The organism is Rhodococcus sp. 14-2470-1a (assembly GCF_002259425.1).
GTDB lineage: Bacteria > Actinomycetota > Actinomycetes > Mycobacteriales > Mycobacteriaceae > Rhodococcoides > Rhodococcoides fascians_E.
The window spans coordinates 138,601-158,375 of sequence record NZ_NPFZ01000001.1 but is presented as its reverse complement, the minus strand read 5'-3'; the positions used below and the strand labels follow the sequence as shown (position 1 = coordinate 158,375).

Below are 19,775 nucleotides of genomic sequence, written 5' to 3'. Positions count from 1 at the left end.
GCGCTACTTCTTCGCCGGTGCGTCGCCGGGCTCCTCGCCACGGGCGATCGGAACACGAACCGCGTTGCCCCACTCGGTCCACGAGCCGTCGTAGTTGCGGACCGATTCGTGCCCGAGCAGATGCGTCAGAACGAACCAGGTGTGGCTCGACCGCTCACCGATACGGCAGTACGCGATGACCTCGTCGTTCGCGACGACGTCTCCGTAGATCTCGTCCAGTTCCGCGCGTGAGCGGAAACGGCCGTCCGCTGCCGCTGCCTTGGCCCACGGAATGCTCGTGGCGGTCGGGATGTGCCCGCCGCGCAATGCGCCCTCCTCCGGGTAGTCCGGCATGTGAGTGCGTTCGCCGGTGTACTCGGCAGGTGAACGAACGTCCACCAGCGGAACGGAACCGAGGGCCGACAGAACATCCGACGCATACGCCCGGATAGGGGCGTCGTTGCGTTCGACGACCGGGTAATCCGTGGCCGGGTACTCGGGAACGTCGAGCGTCGTCTCACGGATCTCCGCCAGCCACGCGTCGCGTCCACCGTCGAGCAGACGCACATCTTCGTGTCCGAAGAGCGTGAACACCCAGAGCGCGTACGCAGCCCACCAGTTGCTCTTGTCTCCGTAGATCACGATGGTGTCGTCGCGGGAGATGCCCTTCCGGCGCATCAACGCCGCGAACTGCTCGCCGTCGATGTAGTCGCGCGTCACGGGATCGTTCAGGTCCAGGTGCCAGTCGATCTTGACGGCGCCGGGAATGTGCCCCACGTCGTACAGCAACACATCCTCGTCGGACTCGACGACCTTGAGGCCGGGAGTTCCGAGATGTGCGGACAGCCATTGCGTGGACACCAGGCGATCCGGGTGCGCATAGTCGGCGAAGGCGGGGGTGGGATCTGCTGCTATGGGCACTTCTTCTTCGCTCCTACTGAGAATTCGAGAGGGAGATGAGCAGTTCGCCGGGTGACGAGCTGACTGCATCGATCCTATGCGCTCGGGCCGAGAAGCAAGAGGTCACTGGTGTTCACCGGGTCCGATGCCGCGGCACGGACGACCGACTGCAGTGCTCGGACGAAACGCTCGATCACCATGTGCGCCTGCGTCGTGTCCGGAAAACGTGAACGGAGCGCAAGCCCGTCCTGGGTCCGCGACACCCAGAACTGAGCGTCGTCGGCAGTGGTGGCGTTGCTGATGTGGTGCGCGTTGCGGCCGGTGGCGTCGGCTCCGGGCAGGCGCCGGTAGTCGACGTAGGAGATCATGAAGACGTCGCCGCGCCCGCGCGTGAGGGTGTCGCCCACGGCTTCGAGGACGCGGGGTATCGGCACGGTCCCGAGCGCGAGTGCGTCCCGAAAGGACGACTGTGCCGAGGCGAGTGTGCCCGCGAACGTCTCGAACACCTCGACGTTCATCGGAGCGTTGGTGGTGAACCATCCGATCGCCTGCTCGTACCGGGCTTCGCGACGGGTGTGCAGTGGAAAGAGCAGCGGGAGAGTGCTCGGGCCACCGATGTCCGCCGACGCCTGCGCCATCGCTGCGGCGACCGCGGCGAAACTACCGCCGCCCAGATCTCGACAGGCCTGTTCGAACGCGGCGGCCTCGGCGGCGTCGGCAAGGCGGTGCACGGTCGTGGCCTGAGGTGCGCGAGTACCGGACGGCACGCCGAGGTCGAAAGGAAATTCGGGTGTCCGGTTCCCGCAGCTCGCGAAGAAATTCGCCCACGCCTGCAGGCGAGGGTCCGTGAGATCGACCACGGGAGCGGCGATCTCGGTAGCGCAGAAGTCGACGAAACTCCCGACCTCGGGAAGGGCCGCCGCGTCCTGCACGTGGTGTGCCGCGTAGAGATGCGAGATCTCCTCGGCCGCGACCGTCATCGAGACCGCATCGACGTGAGCATGATCGAAACCGCACACCACGGTCGAACGGCTCGTACGGCTCACCGCCGCGAGCGAATACGACGGAATGCGGGCGGGGTGGCAGAGGACGTCGAACCGCGCGCGAATGTGCGCGGTGAGCGCTGCGGATCCGTCGACGATCACCGACGTCGGTGTCATGACGTCGACCTCGTCCGGCTCGTACACGCGCCGAGCGACGACGCCGTCTCGCGCGGCGAACGAGGTCCGCAGAGCCGGGTGGCGGCGCACGAACGTACCGAAAGCAGAAGTGAGAGCATCGATGTCGATCGGTCCGTCGACGTCGAAGGCGACCGCGATCCATACCGATGCCGTGTCAGCGCCACTGCCGACCGCAGGCTCGAGTGCGGACGACAGATGGAAGCTCTGATTGAACGACGGCGGAACGGACGACGCAGTACCTGCGCGCATCACGACCGGCCACTCCAGGTACTGCCCCGGTGCGGTGTGGAAGTCGGCTATCGAGGTCACTCGCACCGGTCAACCACCGACGACTTCGGCCACCCGTATCGCGTAGTCGCCGTCACGGGCAACCGATTCCAAGATGCTCTGCAGGTGCGAGTGATAGCGCTCGACCGACTCGGCGGCAACCGGATTGTCGGGTACCTGCGCGCACAAGTAGAGGTGGTCTGCGTCGCGGTTGATCCACATCGACGCGTTGGACGTCCTGCCTTCGCCGGTGAAATGCTCACCCCGAGTATCAGCAGGACGGCCGACACCGGGGAACCATCGAAAATCGATGTAGGACAGCATGTTCGGACTCACGGCCAATTCGCTGCCCAATGTTCCGTCGGCAGCAAGCGCGCCGAGGACGGCATGAACGGGTACCGCTGCGATCTTCTTCGAAGCCTCGAATCCGGCGTGAGCCCTGACGGCGACCTCGGAGAAGGCGTCGGCGTCCCCGACGGTGAACGCGACCGGCGCGAAGTTCACGAACCAGCCCTGCGATTGCGCGTAGTCACCGACGTGTCGGGTGCTGAGCACCGTGATACCGAAGTAGTCGGTGCGGCCGGCCAGTTCGAAATCGGCAATGCCGACGGCTGCGAACACGCCGCTGCTGATGCGGGCACCCGCAGCCTTGCACGCCCGGTCGAGCGCAGCGGTGGCGTCGGCGTCGAGCAGATGGCGTTCGACGATCCGCACCGGTCCGCGTTCGCCTTCCTCGAGGCCGAGGGTAAGAGGGAACCGCGGCATCTTCCCGTCGTTGTTTCGAAAGATGCTTCTCCACGCCGCGATCTCGGGGGCGTCGGGGCCGTACGTCGCCGCGAGCGCACGCTCTGCAGTCGCGTACTCGAGGTGGCTGCCCGCTGCCGCAGGTACGGGAGCGTCCTCGCCGATCTCCAGGGCGTACAGATCGGCGAGTTCGCTGATGACGAGCGCCTGTGAACCACCGTCGGTGAACGCGTGATCCGCACCGTAGTAGAGCGTGAAACCGTCGGAGCGATCGACGGCACCGACGACGAATCCCGGCCACTCGAACGCCGTGGCTTCGGCGGAGAAACGGGCACGGACGTAACTCTGTAACTGCTCGTCGGTGTCGAAGCTGCCTGCATCGCTCGGTTCGAACTCGGCGACCGCGTTCGAGGCGAGGTGACGCACGACATGCGTACCGTTCACCTCGAACCAGCACCGCAATCCCTCGTGCCGGAGCACGTACGCAGCGATCGCCCGGGAGAGGGCATCCCGATCGAGTGCCCCGTCGATCTCGGTCGCGACACCGGTGTAGGCGTGGTGAACGTCACCGCGAGCGGACGCTGCTGCAGCCGCGACCAGATGGTCTTCCTGCAGAAACGACGGCGGGGCCGAGTGCACCGGGGCTGCCAGCGCAGCGTCCGACGCCGCCCGACTGGGGTGCCACTCCACGAGCGTGCCCGGTCGAGGTGTCCAGTTGCTCAGCGCGGTGATGATCATCGATGCTCCTCCCGGATCTATTCTCGCCCTGCTCCGACGGCGGCGACTGCAGAATCGAGGGTTTCCGTCGGTTCCTCGATCACAGCGGTCACCACGGAGACGAACTCGGTGATGAACCTGTGCACGTTGGTCGTCGACACGTCCGAGCTGGGGAATCGAGCCGAGATGTTCAGGCCTTGCAGGGTGCGGTTGATCCAGAAGTAGACCTCGTCCTCCGCGTGGCACTCGCTGCGCAGTGCGCGGCCCTTCCGTTCCTGCCATTCCTCGCCGTCCGGAAGGAACCTCAGGTCGATGTACGAGACGACGAAGCGAGGAATCTCGGTGGAGGACATCAGGGATGCGATCTTCGAGTACGGCATTGCGGCGAGCCCCTTGTACTCGGTTGCCCCGATGTTGGCCCGATCGATTGCCTCGGCGAAGGTCGTTGCATCGTCCAGCCGGATTTCCATCGGCAGAATCCCGACGTACCAGCCGACGCTCGCAGCCCACTTCTCCGCGAAGCGAGTGTGCATGGGCATGATCGTCCGAAACGTGCCGTTGCCCGTCAATCGCGAGTTGACGAGAGCGAGTGCCGCCAGGATTCCCGCCTGCATGTTCTGGCCGGCGGCTCGGCACTTGGCGTTGAACGCCTCGACCTGCTCGGTGGTCAACAACCAGGAGGAGACGCTGCTCTGACGAGTGGCGAGATCGGTCGGCGCCGACGAGTTCTCCGCGCGCAACGGGAGCGGAAACGCCGGGAACCGGCCGTCCTCGGCAGCCAGGAAGCGGTCCCAGGCCAGTACCGCGTCGTGGTCGGCGGTCAGCGATTCACCCAACGCACGTTCGGCTGCGGAGAAGTCCACGTAACTGCCCACCTCGGGGAGTCCGTGCTCGGCACCGTCCAGAACATGTGCGTACAGGCGGTCGAACTCGTTGATCGCGTAGATCTGGCTGTACGCGTCCATCACCGAGTGGTCGGCAGCGAACGCGACGAGGAACTTGTCCTGCTGCGGGACGGATGCGGCCACGTGCGGCTCGGGGACGACGGTCGCCAGAACGAAGTGCGGCCACGTCGTCGGTGAGACGACGTCGGCGAACCAGGATTCGAGATGTTCGAAGACCTGCGACTCGCTCCACGACGACGACTCGGCCCGGTCGTCGACCGTGACGGCGTCGGCGTCGACCGTGTAGCGCCTCCAGGCACCGGTTCGGTCGTCGCGCTCGACGCGTGTGCGGAACGCCTCGTGCCGTGCGATGTAGGCACCGATGGTCCGGCGCATGACCTCGACGTCGTAACGACGATGGATCTCGAAGACGGTACCGATCCACGAACCGTCGTTGCCTCGGCTGCAGTGGTCCTCGTGAGTGAAGGAGATCCCCCGCGGATCCTCGCGCCACGCCTCGGAGGCGACGGCGGGGACCCACTCGGTCAGCTTGCCTGCGGGCAGCGGGTAGTCCGCCAATTCGGTGTATTCCATCGAAAGCATCCAATTCCGAGCTCGGCCAGCAGCTACTGGCAACATGGGTGACGATTCGTGAAGCCGGACTCGACAGTCACAGCGCACGCGCATGACGTGACACCGTGCTTGCCGTTTGTAACGCGCATTCCGTGGTTCTCGCGGATTGTGCATTCGGTATTGGTTTCGCTGACGACACTAAGGCGAATCGTCCGGTAATTCGCTACGCAAAAAAGTGTTGTTCATCACCTGGTCTCGAGTTGACGACGGTGTCGGTTTCTGTCGTCCGAGAGCGTCTCGCCCGGGTGCATTCTGATGGTCGTTCGTAACCCATTGTTCGGCAATGCAGTTCGACCGACCGCGTCGGCGTGGGCGTCGACTGCCGTCGCGTGATGCGGAGACGTCGGCCTCGCGACTTCAAGACTTTCGGGTCGGTATTGTTATGGCCTGCACCACATATTCGAAACGAACCAATCCGTACGAAGTTCTGTTTCGAATTCGTGAATTCCAATTCTCGACGCTGTTTTCGGTGCTATTCGATCGTCGTCGAACCTGCTCGGCCAATGGCTTTGTAGTAGATTTTCGCAGATGACCCGAATTGGATTTGCGGATCACCTATTCCTCCGAATGCACCATGGAATCGGTAATCCTGTGTTCAATCAGTTCGTGTGGCGGTTCGACGGCCCCGTAGCAGTCGCCGAGCTCGCAAAACTGCACGCGAACCTGTCCGCGGGGCTGCTCTCACGGCGGGTGCTACCGCCGATCGTTCCGACGGCCAGGCACCGATGGGTCACCTCGAACGCGTCGCTACCGCTGGACTACTCCACCAACTCGGTCCCGACGGATGCGGTTCGCTGCTGGGCGGAACAGCGAATCTCCGCCGACATCGACCCGGAAGCGGGAACCGGATGGCTGCTGTCCGCAGCTCCGGTCGCAGACGGCGGCACGGTCGTGTCACTGGTCTGCTCGCACATGGTTGCCGACGGCGCGGCGATGGTCGCCGCCGTCGAGCGCGCATCCACCGGTGTGTCGGTGGGAGACTCCGCTCGTCTGGGCGAGAAGCCGTCGCTGGTCGATTCGGTCGCGTCCGACATCGCGGACACCGTGGGCCAGCTCCGGCCGATCGCGACGTGGCTCGCGGGGAAATCCGCGCAGGCTGTCACCTCCGTCGTCCGACCGGCGGCAGACGTTGCACCGTCACCGTCGGAAGCCTCGATCGCGCCCGACGGACCGAGTCGAACCGACGTTCCCGAGACGTCGGAGCCGTGGAGTCCGCCCTATGTCGTGGTCAGCTGCTCGGCATCCGAGTGGGCGTCGGCGGCCGCAGAGTGGGGTGGTACGTCCAACACTCTGTTCATCGCCGTCATGACGTCGGTGTCCGCTGCGCTGGGCCGCGCACGCCCGGGAGAAGAACTGCGGTGGTCGCTTCCCTACAACGATCGGGGCTCGACGGAAATCGAGTCGAACTCCACGAAGATCATCGCTGTGCGAGTGCCCGTACCGGATCCTGCCGACCGTGATCTCACTCGTATACGAAAAGCGAGCAAAACCGCATTCCAGGAATTCTCGGCGCGACAGGCTTCGGGCGCGTCCACCCAGGCGGTCCCGTTGAACCTCGTCCAGATGTTGCCCGATGCGGTGGCGAGACGGCTGCCCGTCCCCGCGGACGGCGCCGAGGGGCTGTGTTCCAACCTCGGTCGGCTATCCGAGGACTTCGTCTCCATCGGCGGAGTTCGCGCCACGAGAGTGGCTGCCAGAGCCACGTTCTCGGGAGCGGACGCGGATTTCGCGCGACAGCTCGGCGGTGGCTCCACGGCGTGGGCGACCGAGACCGACGCTGCGGTCACGATCAGTATGCACGGGATGGATCCGGACCGGATGGCAAGCGACGAGGACGTTCGGGCAGTCGTGTCGGAGGTTCTCGACCGGTGGGGGATCGGTCACGAATTCTGGTGAACCGCACCTTCGATCAAGCGCACGGCGGCGCGACGGGTGTCGGCCGGAGATGTCATGGCAGCAGCCAACTGTCGTGCACGTGACGCGGTGTCGGGGCGCATCAACGTCTCGATGCCTGCGGCGAGAATGTCCCGGTCGAGTTCGACGAACTTCGCCGAGCATCCAGCGCCGGTTCTCTCGAGAGCGGCACCCCAGAACGGTTGATCCGCGCTGAACCAGCACACCATGGTGGGTAATCCCGCCCGGACGCTTGCCGCAGTCGTGCCCGCGCCGCCGTGGTGAACTGCCGCGCGACACAACGGGAACAAGGCGCCGTGGTCGACGGAGCCGACGACGGCAACGCTGCTGTCGGCATCGATACGTTCGTCGAGTGTGCTCCAACCCGAGCTCACGACCGCGCGATATCCGCCGCGCGCGCAGACGTCCTCGATCATGCTCACCAACCCCGTCGGATCCTTGACCGGCATGCTGCCGAATCCGAAGTACACCGGCGCAGTCCCGGATTCGATCCAGGATCGGAGCGGTGACCCCGGGATCGAACCGGAACCGAGAACTCCGGTGCTGCCCGAGGATTCGCCTCCGTCCGGCTCGAGGAACCCGACGAACGGTCTCCTGTCCGCCCATTCCTGCCGAAGACCGGGGAAGAACGCGGAGTCGTAGGCCTGGATCTCGATCCCGCCGTACGACGCGATACGTTCAGGGAGGGGGCGCGACGCGTTCTCCAGTCCGAGGGCGCGGCGCTGAGCATTCTCCCGCTTCTTCATCGAGCTCCACCGCATGGACTCGAGGATCCGCCACGTCGCCCGGTTGACGACACCAGGCATCGTACGCGACGGCACGACCGACATCGACCGATTCGAGCGGATGGGGCAGTAATGCAAGGCTGCGAACGGAATCGATTGTGATTCAGCGTAATTGAAGACCAGCTCCTGGCCGAGGGTGCCGGCGATCGCCATGTCCGCGTGCGCACCCATCGACAGCACGCTCTCGGCCATGTCGTCCCAGCCGAAGTTGGCCAGTTCCGCCGACGCGGCCCACCGCGTTCGAAGATTCTTCGACTTGATTCGGGTACGCACCAGATCCGATTCCAGAAGCGCTCGGGTATCCGGACCGAACGGCACCACGGACACGGACGTACGGCCTGCCGTTGCTGCCTCGGCGAACGCGACGAGGTTGGGAGGTGCGCCGAACGTGACTTCGTGCCCACGAGCGGACAACTCGGACGCCAGGACCAGGCCCGGTTGGACATCCCCACGGCTGCCTGTGAACGGCATCACGAACTTCATTTCCGCCCTCCTCGGCCGCGTCGTCGCACGCAGAACTGAAACCTACCGCACGGGTGGGGAACGTCGCGTAACACGCACGGGCGCAATGGTGTTTCGAACCACGCGGGTGTTTCGAACCACGCGTTCTCCGATACCCTTTCCCGGTGACCAGATTGACGTACGACGACGACCTGTTCCTCCGGATGGAGTGCGTCCTCGACGTTCCTGTCGTCAATCAGATCGTCTGGCGCTTCACGGGTCCGATCGACTCCGAGGTGCTGGACTCGACGTGGCGGAACCTCGCAGGCGGGCCGATCGATCGAGCCGTGCACCGAGTGTCGGTTCCGGGTGCACGGGACCGATGGGTGCGAGCCGCGTCGACCCTGCCCCTACTCCGTGGTGCGCGAGCCATTGCCGTGCACGCGCTGGCCGAGTGGATGGAAGAGCGCGCGGCGGTCCCTCTCGACCCCACGAACGGACCGGTGTGGCAACTCGCGTACACGGACCTCGAGACCGGAGGGTCCGCGCTGTCTCTCGTCGCCTCCCATGTAGTCGGTGACGGTGGAGCGCTGACGTCTGCAGCCATAGCAGCGCTGCGAGGACCCTCGGATCCCGACGACTTCGCCTCGGCATTCGACACCGCACCCACCTCCGACCTTCGCGATGCTGCCGGGCAACTCCGCGCCGCGGCGTCCGGCACCGCCAGAGCGCTCGGCCGAACGGTGCGCGGCGTGCTTCCGGGTGCAGGCACCCCGTCCGCTTCTAAGGCGGTCACGCACGCTGCGGCGCACAAGTCACCCGTGGCGGCACAGTCAGCGGGGGAGTTCTCGCCCAGCACTGTCGTCGTGGATTGCCCGACGGACGAATGGGTGGCCGCAGCGTCGAGGGCCGGGGGTAGTGCCAACAGCCTCTTGGTGGCCGTCGCGCTGGGCATTCTGGCGGCCGGTGGCCGCGTGGACGAGTCGGATGCAGTCAAGGTGTCCCTTCCGGTGAGCACGCGCATTCCGGGCGACACCCGTGCCAACGCGACGTCGGGTGTATCGATCGTCGTGGACGGAGGCAGGGGCTACCTCGACGATCTCCGGCCCATTCGTCAGGACAGCAAGGCGGCGTTCCGAGCGCTCGCCGACACCACCCGGTCCACCACGTTCGAGCTGACGAAACCGCTGATGCAGATGTTGCCCGACGCCGTCGTCGCGCGCGCCGCCAAGTCGGCAACCGCACCGCTGTGCCTCTGCTCCAACCTGGGTGCACGCGGAAGCGCTCTGCGTTCGGTGGGTGGATCTGTGGCCGAGTCGGTCGCGATGCGCTCGATCACGCAGAACACCACGGCGGAGTTGCTGCGGCGTACCAAGGGCGGCGTGAGTGTCTGGTGGAACACGTGTGGCGAGACGGCGACGCTCTGTGTGACCGGCCTGGACCCGGACCTGTACCCCAGCCGGGAACATCTGAAAAACTTGATCGCCGACGAGTACACCAGGTGGCAGCTGACGCCCACTTTCTGGTGAGGCTATGCTTATCCACCGATTCCGCACCTTTTCGGTGCAGCGCTACGGACGAAGGGGAAGTGAACATGGCAGTAGTCGTGTTGTTCGGTTCGGAGACCGGTACCGCCGAGGAAGTGGCAGACAAGATTGCCGACATCCTGGTGGACCACGACGCCGAGGTACGCGACATGCTCGAGTACGAGGTCTCGGAGATCGACACCGATGCCTTCCACGTCATCATCTGCTCCACCTACGGTGACGGAGAGCTGCCCACGGGAGCCGAGCCCTTCTACGACGCACTCGTCGAGGACGCACCGGATCTATCCGGGCTCAAGTTCGCGCTGTTCGGCCTCGGCGACCGCATCTACGAGGACACGTTCAACCGTGGCGGCGAGATCATCGCGGAGAAGCTCGTCGAACTCGGTGCGGTGCAGGTCCACGAGCATGCTCGCCACGACAGCTCGTCCAACATCAAGCCGAAAGCTCTGGCCGAGGAGTGGGCTCGCGAGCTCACCGGACTACTGCCGGGCTGACCACACATCGGACATCGTCACGCCGACCTCGTTCAGCAACCGCCGAACGAGGGGCAAGCCGATGCCGATGACGCTGGACGGGTCACCCTCGATGCGGTCGACGAACCACCCACCGAGACCGTCCAGCGTGAAGGACCCCGCGACCTCCAGCGGTTCCCCGGACGCCAGATACGCCTCCAGGTCGGCCTCCGAGGGCGTCGCGAAGTGAACAGTCGTCGAATGGCACGCACCGACCACTGCCGTCGCCTTGCCGTGATGGACGCGAACGACCGAGTGGCCGGTGAGGAGCTCACCCGACGTCCCGGCCATGGCCTGCCACCGTCGACGGGCGACATCCACGGTGTGGGGTTTGCCCTGCAGCTCCCCGCCGATCGACAGCATCGAATCGCAGCCGACAACCACGGCGTCGATCGAGGGGGCATCGGTTCCCTCACCGCTCAGGCTGTTCACGACCGCCTCGGCCTTGGCGCGTGCCAGCGCCACGACGACATCCTCGGGCGACGCCGATTCACCGAGTGATGCCGTCAACGCATCCTCGTCGACGCCGGACACCCGAACGATGGGGTCGACGCCCGCCGCGCGGAGAACCCCCAGCCGAGCTGGGGACGCCGAAGCGAGAACGAAGGTCGTCATGGTGTGTCCACGTCCCGAGGTACGCGCCTCAGTAGCGGCGCGACGCAGCGAACGAGTACGGCGAGAACGGCGCGTGCGTGCGGTGCATGGTGACGGGAGATCCCCACAACTCTGCAGGACGCGTGTCCGCGGGTGCCGACCCCGAGCTCTGCGCGGCTGTCAGAACCGCAACCAGTGCGGCGATCTCCTCGTCGGAGGGATCACCCTTGACGATACGGATCGCCGACGCCGATGCGGCGGTGTCGGCGCCCAGTTCTGCGGACTCGATCAGCTCGTCGGCGACGGTCAGATCTGTTTCACGTGCGGGTGCACTCATCTGTGCAAGCTCACTTCCGGTGGTCTTCGTAAGACGTGTCAGAGCGGGATGTTGCCGTGCTTCTTGGGAGGCAGGGTGACTTGTTTGCGTTCGAGCAGGCGCAGGGCGGAGACGATCTGTCCGCGGGTGTGGCTCGGGGGGATGACGGCGTCGAGGTAACCACGCTCGGCGGCGACGTACGGATTCACGAGGGTGTCTTCGTACTCCTGCTGCAGCTTCAAGCGCAGTGCGTCGACGTCTTCGCCGTTCTTGGCGGCTTCGAGGAGTTGTTTGCGGTAGACGAATCCGACGGCGCCGGAGGCGCCCATGACGGCGATCTGCGCGGTCGGCCACGCGAGGTTGACGTCGGCGCCCATGTGCTTGGAGCCCATGACGTCGTACGCGCCGCCGTAGGCTTTGCGGGTGATGACGGTGATCTTCCCGACGGTCGCTTCACCGTAGGCGTAGAGCAGTTTCGCGCCGCGGCGGATGATTCCGTTGAACTCCTGTCCGGTACCGGGCAGGAAGCCGGGGACGTCGACGAGGGTGATGATGGGGACGTTGAACGCATCGCAGGTGCGCACGAACCGTGCGGCTTTTTCGGAGGCGTCGATGTCGAGGGTGCCGGCGAACTGGGTGGGCTGGTTCGCGACGATGCCCACCGAGCGGCCGTCGATGCGTCCGTAGCCGATGATGATGTTGCGGGCGCGGCCTTCCTGGACTTCGAGGAATTCGTCGTCGTCGAGGATGCGGCGGATGACCTCGTGCATGTCGTAGGGGGTGTTCGGTGAGTCGGGAATGAGGGTGTCGAGTTCGAGGTCCTCGTCGGTGAGGTTGTCTTCGATGGCGCCGTCGATCGGATCGCTGGGGATCGCGCGTGGTGCTTCGGCGCGGTTGTTGGACGGCAGGTAGCCGAGGAGGTCGCGGACGTAGTCGAGGGCGTCGTGTTCGCCGGAGGCGACGTAGTGGGCGACGCCGGATTTTTCCATGTGGGTGTGGGCGCCGCCGAGTTCTTCCATGGTGACGTTTTCGCCGGTGACGGTTTTGATGACGTCGGGTCCGGTGACGAACATCTGGGAGGTGCCGTCGACCATGACGACGAAGTCGGTCAGGGCGGGGGAGTAGACGTGTCCGCCTGCGGCGGGTCCCATGATCAGGGAGATCTGGGGGATGACGCCGGAGGCTTGGACGTTGCGGTGGAAGATTTCGCCGTAGAGGCCGAGGGAGACGACGCCTTCTTGAATGCGGGCGCCTGCGCCTTCGTTGATGCCGATGAGGGGGCGTCCGGTTTTGAGGGCGAGGTCCATGACTTTGACGATTTTTTCGCCGTAGATTTCGCCGAGGGAGCCGCCGAAGACGGTGGCGTCCTGGGAGAAGATGCAGACTTCGCGTCCGTCGATGGTGCCGTAGCCGGTGACGACGCCGTCGCCGTAGGGGCGGTTGTCGGCGAGGCCGAAGTTCTGGGAGCGGTGGCGGGCGAGGGCGTCCATCTCCACGAAGGAGCCCTCGTCGAGCAGTGCGGTGATGCGTTCGCGGGCGGTGAGCTTGCCTTTGGCGTGCACCTTCTCGATTGCGGCGGCGCCTGACGGTGCCATCGCTGCCTCGCGGCGGCTACGGAGGTCGGCGAGCTTGCCTGCCGTTGTATGAATATCGGGCTTGGCGTCCGTACCCTGCGCAGTCGAATCCTGAACACTGGTCATGAGGAAACACTTTAACCACGGGTGTGACCGGAGCCCTACCGAGGGCCACGTACCGGTTGGTAGCCCGAGCCGACGTCACCGGCCGTCGGACCGACGAGCCCATATGCTCTTGAGTCATGTGGACCAACCTCGATCGCCCCCCGCTCGACACCGCCGCTCTCCGACGGGCACTCGTCGACGGGCCACAAGCCTCCTGGTCCAGGCTCGATGTGGTCGAGCAGACCGGTTCGACCAACGCCGACCTCATTGCCAATGTGCACGGCCTCGCCGACCGGACTGCCCTCGTCGCCGAACAACAGGACAGCGGACGCGGACGACACTCGCGGCCGTTCGTGGGTCCACCGAGATCACAACTTCTGTTCTCGGTTCTCGTCAAGTTTCCAGGCATCGATCCGGCAGTTCTCGGATGGCTTCCGCTGCTCGCCGGTGTGGCCGTGGTCGATTCGCTCCGCACGGTCGCGGCCGTGGACGCGGCACTGAAGTGGCCGAACGACGTACTCATCGAGGGCCGCAAGGTCGCGGGCATCCTCGCCGAGGTGGCCGAGCACGGCCCCAACCCCTCCGTCGTCGTCGGAATCGGCCTCAATGTCACCATGACGGAAAGCGAACTGCCGGTCCCGACGGCAACGTCGCTTGCGCTCGAGAACGCCGCCGTCGTCGACCGCAGCACACTGCTGCGGTCGATACTCCGAGCGATAGGCGCGGAGATCGACTCCTGGCGTAACTCCAACTGGAACACCGAACACCTGGCCCACCGCTACCGCGAGCGGTGCGACACCATCGGCCGCCGGGTGCGCGTCGAGCTGCCGGGAGACCGCACGATGATCGGCGAGGCGACCGACGTCGACGATCAGGGCCGGATCGTCGTCCGCACCGACGACGCCGACACCGGAACCGTCGCGGTCGCTGCCGGCGACGTCACCCACCTACGAGCTGTCGACACCGACTGACCTCTCGAACGGCTTCCGATCGGCCACCGTTCGGCAGCGCGGTCGTGGCAGGATCACGGCGGAACCGGAGAAGGAGAGCGATCCGCATGGGCTATCCGCAGGATGCGTTGGCAGACGAAGAAGAGCTGCTACTGCATCACCACCCTCACTGGAAGATGCTCGTCCTTCCGGCGGCGACTTTCATCGTCGTCACCGCCCTGGCCGGATTCGGGATCGGAGTCGCCTCCGCTCGATTGGACGGCACCGCGTCGACGACCGCGGTCATCGTCGTCGCCGTGGTGTGGGCAGCCCTGGTCGCGTGGCGCTGCATCGCACCGTTGATCAGCTGGAAATGCACGCACTTCATCGTCACCGACCGCCGCGTGCTCATCCGACAGGGTGTCATCACGCACTCGGGGATCGACATCCCGATGAGCCGCATCAGCAACGTCCAGTTCCGGCACGGACTGGTCGACCGGATGCTCGGCACGGGCACGCTCATCATCGCGTCGGCGTCCGACGATCCGCTCGAGTTCGACGACATCCCACGGGTGCAGCGGGTGCACTCGCTGCTCTACCAACAGGTGTTCGACTCCCTGGAATTTCGGCGGTCCGGGGAATTTCGGCGGTCCGGGGAGTATCGGCCGGGGGAATACCGCAGTTCCGGCGACATCGACGGAGACGAGCTCGGCCACGAGGTGGACGGGCCGTCACCGGCCGGTGCCAGGCCTGGTTGGCGGGCCGGTCGGCGTCGATGACGGTGCCCGCGCGACGGTAGCGGTTCCGTGGAGCGCGGGTGTGCGCGGGTAAATACATCATTCTCACAGTTTCCGGCCGTACGCTCACCGAGTGACCGATGTGCTCCTTGCCGAAGACGACGAAGCTATTGCCGCGCCACTGTCCCGCGCCCTCGGCCGCGAGGGGTACACGGTGACGGTCGAACAGACAGGCCCCGCTGCACTGCAGCGTGCTCTCGACGGCAACTACGACCTCCTGATTCTGGACCTCGGCCTTCCCGGGATGGACGGTCTCGAGGTCTGCCGGCAGGTACGGGCCAACAGCTCGGATCTGGCGGTGCTGATGCTCACCGCACGCACCGACGAGGTGGATTTCGTCGTCGGGCTCGACGCGGGCGCCGACGACTACGTCGGCAAGCCGTTCCGGTTGGCGGAGCTCATGGCGCGGGTACGTGCGCTGCTGCGCCGACGAGGAACCGGCGAGGACGGACCGATCGAGGTAGGCGACATCAGGCTCGAGCCTGCTGCTCGGCGCGTGCTCGTCGGTGGCAACGAGATCTCGCTCGCCAACAAGGAATACGAGCTGCTGAAGGTGCTCCTCGAGCATGCAGGCCAGGTCGTTCCCCGCGAAACCATTCTGCGCGAGGTGTGGGGTGACGCCGAACTGCGCGGTTCGAAGACACTCGACATGCACATGTCGTGGCTGCGCCGCAAGATCGGTGACGAGGGTTCGGTCGCCGAGCGTCGCATCGCGACGGTGCGCGGAGTCGGGTTCCGGATCAACAGCGACTAGTCGTAACGAAGCCGAGCAGCCGACACCATGCGTCGTCGCATACTCCAATCCATTCTGGCCGTGGTCATTCTCACGGCCCTCCTGCTCGGCCTTCCGCTGATGTACACCGCGTGGCTGTGGGTCGAGGACTTCACTCGCGACGACCTTCAGCGTCGACTCGATCGAATGGCGTCGGAGATCCTCTCCCAGGAGGGTGAAGCGGGAATGGTGATCGGTGACCTCGACATCGGGTCGCTGCGGCTGGCCATTCCGCAGTCCGGGCGCCTCGTCGTGGTGTTCCCGACCCCGCAGGATGCCGCGTCGCGGGTCGACATCGGCGAACCCTTCGTCTCACGTCCGCTGGTCGAGTCCTTGTCGATGGGGACGTCGGGCTCACTACGGCTCGAGGTGCCGTCCGACGACATGCGAACACTGCAGCGGCAGGCGGTAGGAGCCGTCGGGCTGGTGGTGCTGGCCTCGATCCTCGCGGGCACGGCCATCGCGGTCCTCACCGCGAAACGGCTCGCCGACCCACTGCAGGACGTGGCGCGGCGAGCCGCGCGACTCGCGGAGGGCGATTTCAGACCGGATCCCACCCGTCACGGAATCGCCGAACTCGACCGGGTGTCCGAGGTGCTCGACTCCGCGACGGTGGAGATCTCCGGACGCCTGCAGCGTGAACACTCCCTCGTGGCCGACGTGTCGCATCAGCTGCGAAGCAGGCTCACCGCCGTCCGCCTGCGCCTCGACGAATTGTCGGTCCACCCGGACCCGGACGTCGTGCAAGAGGCGGACGAGGCGATGGCTCAGGTGGACCGACTGACACTGGCGATCGACGAATTGGTCCGGTCGTCGCGTAGTGACGGTTCGGCCGGAGCCGAAGAAGTTCCCGTGATCGCCGAGCTGACGGGTCTCGTCGCCGAATGGCAGCGCAATTTCGACGACGCCGGACGCGAGCTGGTTCTGCGAGGCGACGCGGGGGTGACGGCGTCGGTGACCGGATCGCGGCTGCGAGAAGCGGTGTCCGTGCTGGTCGACAACGCCCTGTCGCACGGCGGCGGTACGTGCACGGTGGCTGTTCGCCTCGTGCCCGCGGTGGACACCGCCGAGCGGCGACGGGAAGCTCTCGCCTGTGTGGAGGTGTCCGACGAGGGGGACGGCGTCAGCAACGACATGGCGCCGCACATCTTCGACCGAGGATTCTCCGGTGCGGGATCCACCGGCGTCGGGCTCGCGCTCGCTCGGGCATTGGTGGAGGCCGACGGTGGTCGACTGGAACTGCAGCGTCGACGCCCCGCGATGTTCTCGGTGTTCCTGCCGGCCTCGCGGGATCAAAGCATGGGAGCGCCCCGCACTCGAGAGCCCCGGTAGCCGGCGGGACGTCAGCTGTGGCCGAGTTGTTCCTCGGCGGCTTCTTCCTCGGTGGGGTCGTAATCGGTGGATCCAGCGGCTGCTCCGCGCGCGTTCTCTTCCGGGAAGGCGAACTTGCGCAGCGCCCAGAATCGGAACGCCATCTGCATCAGGTTGCCGATGATGTAGTTCAGCACGAAGTCGACGATCACCAGCATTGTGAGGCTCGTGTGGCCTTCACGGATGTCGAACAGGTTGTTCGCGATGAACAGAGGCGCCGCGGCAAGAATCACGCCGATGCCACTGATCGTGAAGAACAGGAGCGCCTCATGGTGCCGTTCGCGCCCGCCTCGGTTCTTGAACGCCCACTCACGGTTGAGGATGTAGCTCAAGATCGTCGCCATCACACCGGAGATGACCTTGGCGACCACCGGCTTGGGTTCGAGCACCGTGAGGCTGAGCGAGTAGAAGATGGCGAGGTCGAACACCATCGTCGTGCCGCCGACGATTGCAAATTTGATCAGTTCGCTGTGACGAATCGCCAGCTCCCGAATTGGACCGGGGAGGCGGTGAATCACACTGTCGATCGAGGGCACAACGGAGAAGTCTACGAAACGACACCTCGATTTCACGAACCGGCGCGCAGATCATCAGACTTCTCTCAGGCCAACGACGGTCGAATCCTCCTCACATGACACGATAGGAAGCCGTGACCGGTCCACATTTCCCCTCCGACGCGGCGAACCCGCGTCCCAGTACTCCGCGTCCGTCCACCAACGGAATGCCTGTCGTGGCGATGATCGGTGGCGGCCAGCTCGCGAGGATGACCCACCAGGCAGCCGTTGCGCTCGGACAGACGCTTCGAGTGCTGTCCGCCGGTGCCGACGAGCCCGCTGCACAGGTCAGTGCGGACGTGGTGCTCGGACACCACGACGACCTCGACGCGCTGAGGGCCGCTGCAACGGGTTCGAACGCGGTGACGTTCGATCACGAGCACGTGCCCACCGAGCACTTGGAGACTCTCGTCGCCGAGGGGGTGAACGTGCAGCCACCGCCGTCGGCGTTGATCTACGCGCAGGACAAGCTGAAGATGCGCCGTAAGCTCGCTGATCTCGGTATCCCGAGCCCCGAGTTCGCGGAAGTGACCTGGGCCGGCGACGTTACCAAGTTCGGCGAAGAACACGGCTGGCCGGTCGTGGTCAAGGCAATTCGGGGTGGATACGACGGTCGAGGCGTGTGGATGCCCGCCGACGCCGAGGAAGCCGAGGAGATCGTCGGTCGACAGCTCGATCTCGGTGTGCCCCTGATGGTCGAGACCAAGGTCGATCTGCGCCGCGAGCTGTCCGCGATGGTCGGGCGCTCGCCGTTCGGCCAGGGTGCGTCGTGGCCCGTCGTCGAGACGGTTCAGCGACACGGACAGTGCGCCGTGGTGATCGCGCCCGCGCCAGGTCTCGACGAGGACACGGCCATCGACGCCGAGCGCATGGCTCTCGGCCTGGCCGCAGAGTTGGGCGTCGTCGGATCCATGGCGGTGGAACTCTTCGAGACGACGGACGGACGGATCCTCGTCAACGAGCTCGCGATGCGTCCGCACAACTCCGGGCACTGGACCATGGACGGCTGCCGGACCTCGCAGTTCGAGCAGCATCTGCGAGCCGTTCTCGACTATCCGCTCGGCGACACGTCCCCCGTGGCGCCGGTGACGGTGATGGCGAACATCCTCGGCGCACCCGAGGCGCCCACGATGAGCATGGACGAGCGGCTGCACCACCTCTTCGCTCGGATGCCCGACGCCAAGGTGCACCTGTACGGCAAAGGCGAACGCAAGGATCGCAAGATCGGCCACGTCAACGTGCTCGGCGCGGCGGGCGGACGCGCCGACGACGCAGCCTACGTGGCCGCGATCAGAGAAAAAGCAGAGCGTGCCGCACATTGGATGTCGCACGCGGAATGGACCGACGGATGGGATCCGCACGCATGAGCGACAACTCGACGGGCCCTCAGGTCGGCCTGATCATGGGAAGCGACTCGGACTGGCCGACGATGGAAGCCGCGGCGGAAGCCCTCGCAGAATTCGGTGTCCGCTTCGAGGTCGGCGTCATCTCCGCGCATCGCACTCCGCAACGCATGATCGACTACGCGAACACTGCCGCCGAACGCGGACTGAAGGTCATCATCGCGGGAGCCGGGGGAGCTGCTCACCTTCCCGGCATGGTGGCGTCGGCGACGCCGTTGCCGGTCGTGGGCGTTCCGGTGCCGCTGAAGTATCTCGACGGAATGGACTCGTTGCTGTCCATCGTGCAGATGCCTGCAGGTGTTCCGGTGGCGACGGTGTCCATCGGCGGCGCGCGTAACGCAGGCCTGCTCGCCGTACGCATCCTCGGCGCATCCGACGCTGCTCTCCGTGAGCGGATGGCCTCGTTCCAGGCCGGGCTCGAGCGGATGGTCGAGGACAAGGACGCCGCACTGCGCGCCAAGCTGCTGGGATAGTGCGGCTCTCGCTCCGGGCGCGCGTACGCCGAGCCTCACGCGGTCGGCGCCAGGTCGTCGTCGTGACCTGGCTGGCGCTTGCGTACGCGGGCCTGTGGCGAGCGAGAGTCGAGTTCGACGAACCGAGTGCACTGTTCGTCGCGTCCGGGATGCGGTACGGCTTCGGGCGCGGCGGGACGACGATCGGCGGTGTCTACCTGACGAACTCCAACGTGTCTCGTCGGGTATTGCGTCACGAGGCCGTCCACGCCGATCAGTGGGCGCGATACGGCATCGCCTTCGCGGCGCGTTATCTCGTCGAAGAGATCCGTCGACCGGGCGCGAAGAACAGATACGAGATCGAGGCAGGCCTGGCCGACGGCGGCTATCGCACCTGACGACCG

19 protein-coding genes are annotated in these 19,775 nt (G+C 65.7%); 10 read left to right on the top strand and 9 right to left on the bottom strand.

Translation table 11 applies throughout. The annotated features are described in order from the left end of the window. Positions 1 to 3: 3 nt before the first annotated feature. The 4 genes from CH292_RS00760 to CH292_RS00745 form a co-directional block, all read right to left on the bottom strand. The gene (locus CH292_RS00760; RefSeq protein ID WP_020112140.1) at positions 4 to 900 is read right to left on the bottom strand and encodes a sulfurtransferase; all 897 of its coding nucleotides are present in this window, start codon (positions 898 to 900) and stop codon (positions 4 to 6) included. Positions 901 to 974: 74 nt separating this feature from the next. Then, the gene (locus CH292_RS00755; RefSeq protein WP_094653790.1) at positions 975 to 2,369 is read right to left on the bottom strand and encodes a condensation domain-containing protein; all 1,395 of its coding nucleotides are present in this window, start codon (positions 2,367 to 2,369) and stop codon (positions 975 to 977) included. 9 nt (positions 2,370 to 2,378) lie between these two features. Next, positions 2,379 to 3,809 (bottom strand): condensation domain-containing protein, encoded by a 1,431-nt coding sequence (locus CH292_RS00750; RefSeq protein WP_094653789.1) that lies wholly within the window; start codon positions 3,807 to 3,809, stop codon positions 2,379 to 2,381. 17 nt (positions 3,810 to 3,826) lie between these two features. Beyond that, positions 3,827 to 5,266, bottom strand: coding sequence for a condensation domain-containing protein (locus CH292_RS00745; protein WP_094653788.1), 1,440 nt, complete (start codon positions 5,264 to 5,266; stop codon positions 3,827 to 3,829). 645 nt (positions 5,267 to 5,911) lie between these two features. On the opposite strand from CH292_RS00745, the gene CH292_RS00740 reads away from it, so the two are divergent. Continuing rightward, positions 5,912 to 7,201, top strand: coding sequence for a hypothetical protein (locus CH292_RS00740; protein ID WP_256977819.1), 1,290 nt, complete (start codon positions 5,912 to 5,914; stop codon positions 7,199 to 7,201). Here the strand turns inward: CH292_RS00740 and CH292_RS00735 are convergent. Then, on the bottom strand, positions 7,186 to 8,487 hold the full coding sequence (locus tag CH292_RS00735) for a glycosyltransferase (RefSeq protein WP_094653786.1): 1,302 nt from the start codon (positions 8,485 to 8,487) through the stop codon (positions 7,186 to 7,188). The genes CH292_RS00740 and CH292_RS00735 overlap by 16 nt on opposite strands. A 143-nt stretch (positions 8,488 to 8,630) precedes the next feature. Here CH292_RS00735 and CH292_RS00730 point away from each other — a divergent pair, with 143 nt between their 5' ends. Continuing rightward, positions 8,631 to 9,974, top strand: coding sequence for a hypothetical protein (locus tag CH292_RS00730; protein WP_094653785.1), 1,344 nt, complete (start codon positions 8,631 to 8,633; stop codon positions 9,972 to 9,974). A 65-nt stretch (positions 9,975 to 10,039) separates the two neighbouring features. Beyond that, the gene (locus tag CH292_RS00725; RefSeq protein ID WP_020112133.1) at positions 10,040 to 10,486 is read left to right on the top strand and encodes a flavodoxin domain-containing protein; all 447 of its coding nucleotides are present in this window, start codon (positions 10,040 to 10,042) and stop codon (positions 10,484 to 10,486) included. On the opposite strand, the gene CH292_RS00720 is transcribed toward CH292_RS00725, so the two are convergent. From CH292_RS00720 to CH292_RS00710, 3 genes are read right to left on the bottom strand one after another with little or no spacing between them, the layout of a single operon-like run. Further along, complete coding sequence (locus CH292_RS00720; RefSeq protein WP_019666147.1) at positions 10,472 to 11,119, bottom strand: nucleoside triphosphate pyrophosphatase; 648 nt, start codon at positions 11,117 to 11,119, stop codon at positions 10,472 to 10,474. The genes CH292_RS00725 and CH292_RS00720 overlap by 15 nt on opposite strands. 28 nt (positions 11,120 to 11,147) lie before the next feature. Continuing rightward, the gene (locus CH292_RS00715) at positions 11,148 to 11,435 is read right to left on the bottom strand and encodes an acyl-CoA carboxylase subunit epsilon (protein ID WP_019666146.1); all 288 of its coding nucleotides are present in this window, start codon (positions 11,433 to 11,435) and stop codon (positions 11,148 to 11,150) included. A 38-nt stretch (positions 11,436 to 11,473) separates the two neighbouring features. Then, positions 11,474 to 13,114, bottom strand: a complete 1,641-nt coding sequence (locus tag CH292_RS00710) for an acyl-CoA carboxylase subunit beta (RefSeq protein WP_094653784.1) — start codon at positions 13,112 to 13,114, stop codon at positions 11,474 to 11,476. A 116-nt stretch (positions 13,115 to 13,230) separates the two neighbouring features. On the opposite strand from CH292_RS00710, the gene CH292_RS00705 reads away from it, so the two are divergent. The 4 genes from CH292_RS00705 (at position 13,231) to CH292_RS00690 (ending at position 16,923) form a co-directional block, all read left to right on the top strand. Further along, positions 13,231 to 14,064, top strand: a complete 834-nt coding sequence (locus CH292_RS00705; protein ID WP_019666144.1) for a biotin--[acetyl-CoA-carboxylase] ligase — start codon at positions 13,231 to 13,233, stop codon at positions 14,062 to 14,064. Between the two features lie 86 nt (positions 14,065 to 14,150). Beyond that, on the top strand, positions 14,151 to 14,801 hold the full coding sequence (locus CH292_RS00700; RefSeq protein ID WP_094653783.1) for a PH domain-containing protein: 651 nt from the start codon (positions 14,151 to 14,153) through the stop codon (positions 14,799 to 14,801). A gap of 91 nt (positions 14,802 to 14,892) precedes the next feature. Further along, positions 14,893 to 15,573, top strand: coding sequence for a response regulator transcription factor (locus CH292_RS00695; protein WP_019666142.1), 681 nt, complete (start codon positions 14,893 to 14,895; stop codon positions 15,571 to 15,573). A 27-nt stretch (positions 15,574 to 15,600) separates the two neighbouring features. After that, the gene (locus tag CH292_RS00690; RefSeq protein WP_020112129.1) at positions 15,601 to 16,923 is read left to right on the top strand and encodes a HAMP domain-containing sensor histidine kinase; all 1,323 of its coding nucleotides are present in this window, start codon (positions 15,601 to 15,603) and stop codon (positions 16,921 to 16,923) included. 11 nt (positions 16,924 to 16,934) lie between these two features. Here the strand turns inward: CH292_RS00690 and CH292_RS00685 are convergent, their stop codons facing one another. Continuing rightward, complete coding sequence (locus tag CH292_RS00685) at positions 16,935 to 17,498, bottom strand: GtrA family protein (protein ID WP_019666140.1); 564 nt, start codon at positions 17,496 to 17,498, stop codon at positions 16,935 to 16,937. A gap of 185 nt (positions 17,499 to 17,683) precedes the next feature. Here CH292_RS00685 and CH292_RS00680 point away from each other — a divergent pair, with 185 nt between their 5' ends. The 3 genes from CH292_RS00680 to CH292_RS00670 all read left to right on the top strand — a co-directional run bounded on the left by CH292_RS00680 (position 17,684) and on the right by CH292_RS00670 (position 19,769). Then, on the top strand, positions 17,684 to 18,883 hold the full coding sequence (locus CH292_RS00680) for a 5-(carboxyamino)imidazole ribonucleotide synthase (RefSeq protein ID WP_230595742.1): 1,200 nt from the start codon (positions 17,684 to 17,686) through the stop codon (positions 18,881 to 18,883). Continuing rightward, complete coding sequence (purE, locus tag CH292_RS00675; protein WP_019666138.1) at positions 18,865 to 19,392, top strand: 5-(carboxyamino)imidazole ribonucleotide mutase; 528 nt, start codon at positions 18,865 to 18,867, stop codon at positions 19,390 to 19,392. Before CH292_RS00680 ends, purE begins: the two co-directional genes overlap by 19 nt. 62 nt (positions 19,393 to 19,454) lie before the next feature. After that, the gene (locus CH292_RS00670; protein ID WP_019666137.1) at positions 19,455 to 19,769 is read left to right on the top strand and encodes a hypothetical protein; all 315 of its coding nucleotides are present in this window, start codon (positions 19,455 to 19,457) and stop codon (positions 19,767 to 19,769) included. Positions 19,770 to 19,775 lie beyond the last annotated feature (6 nt).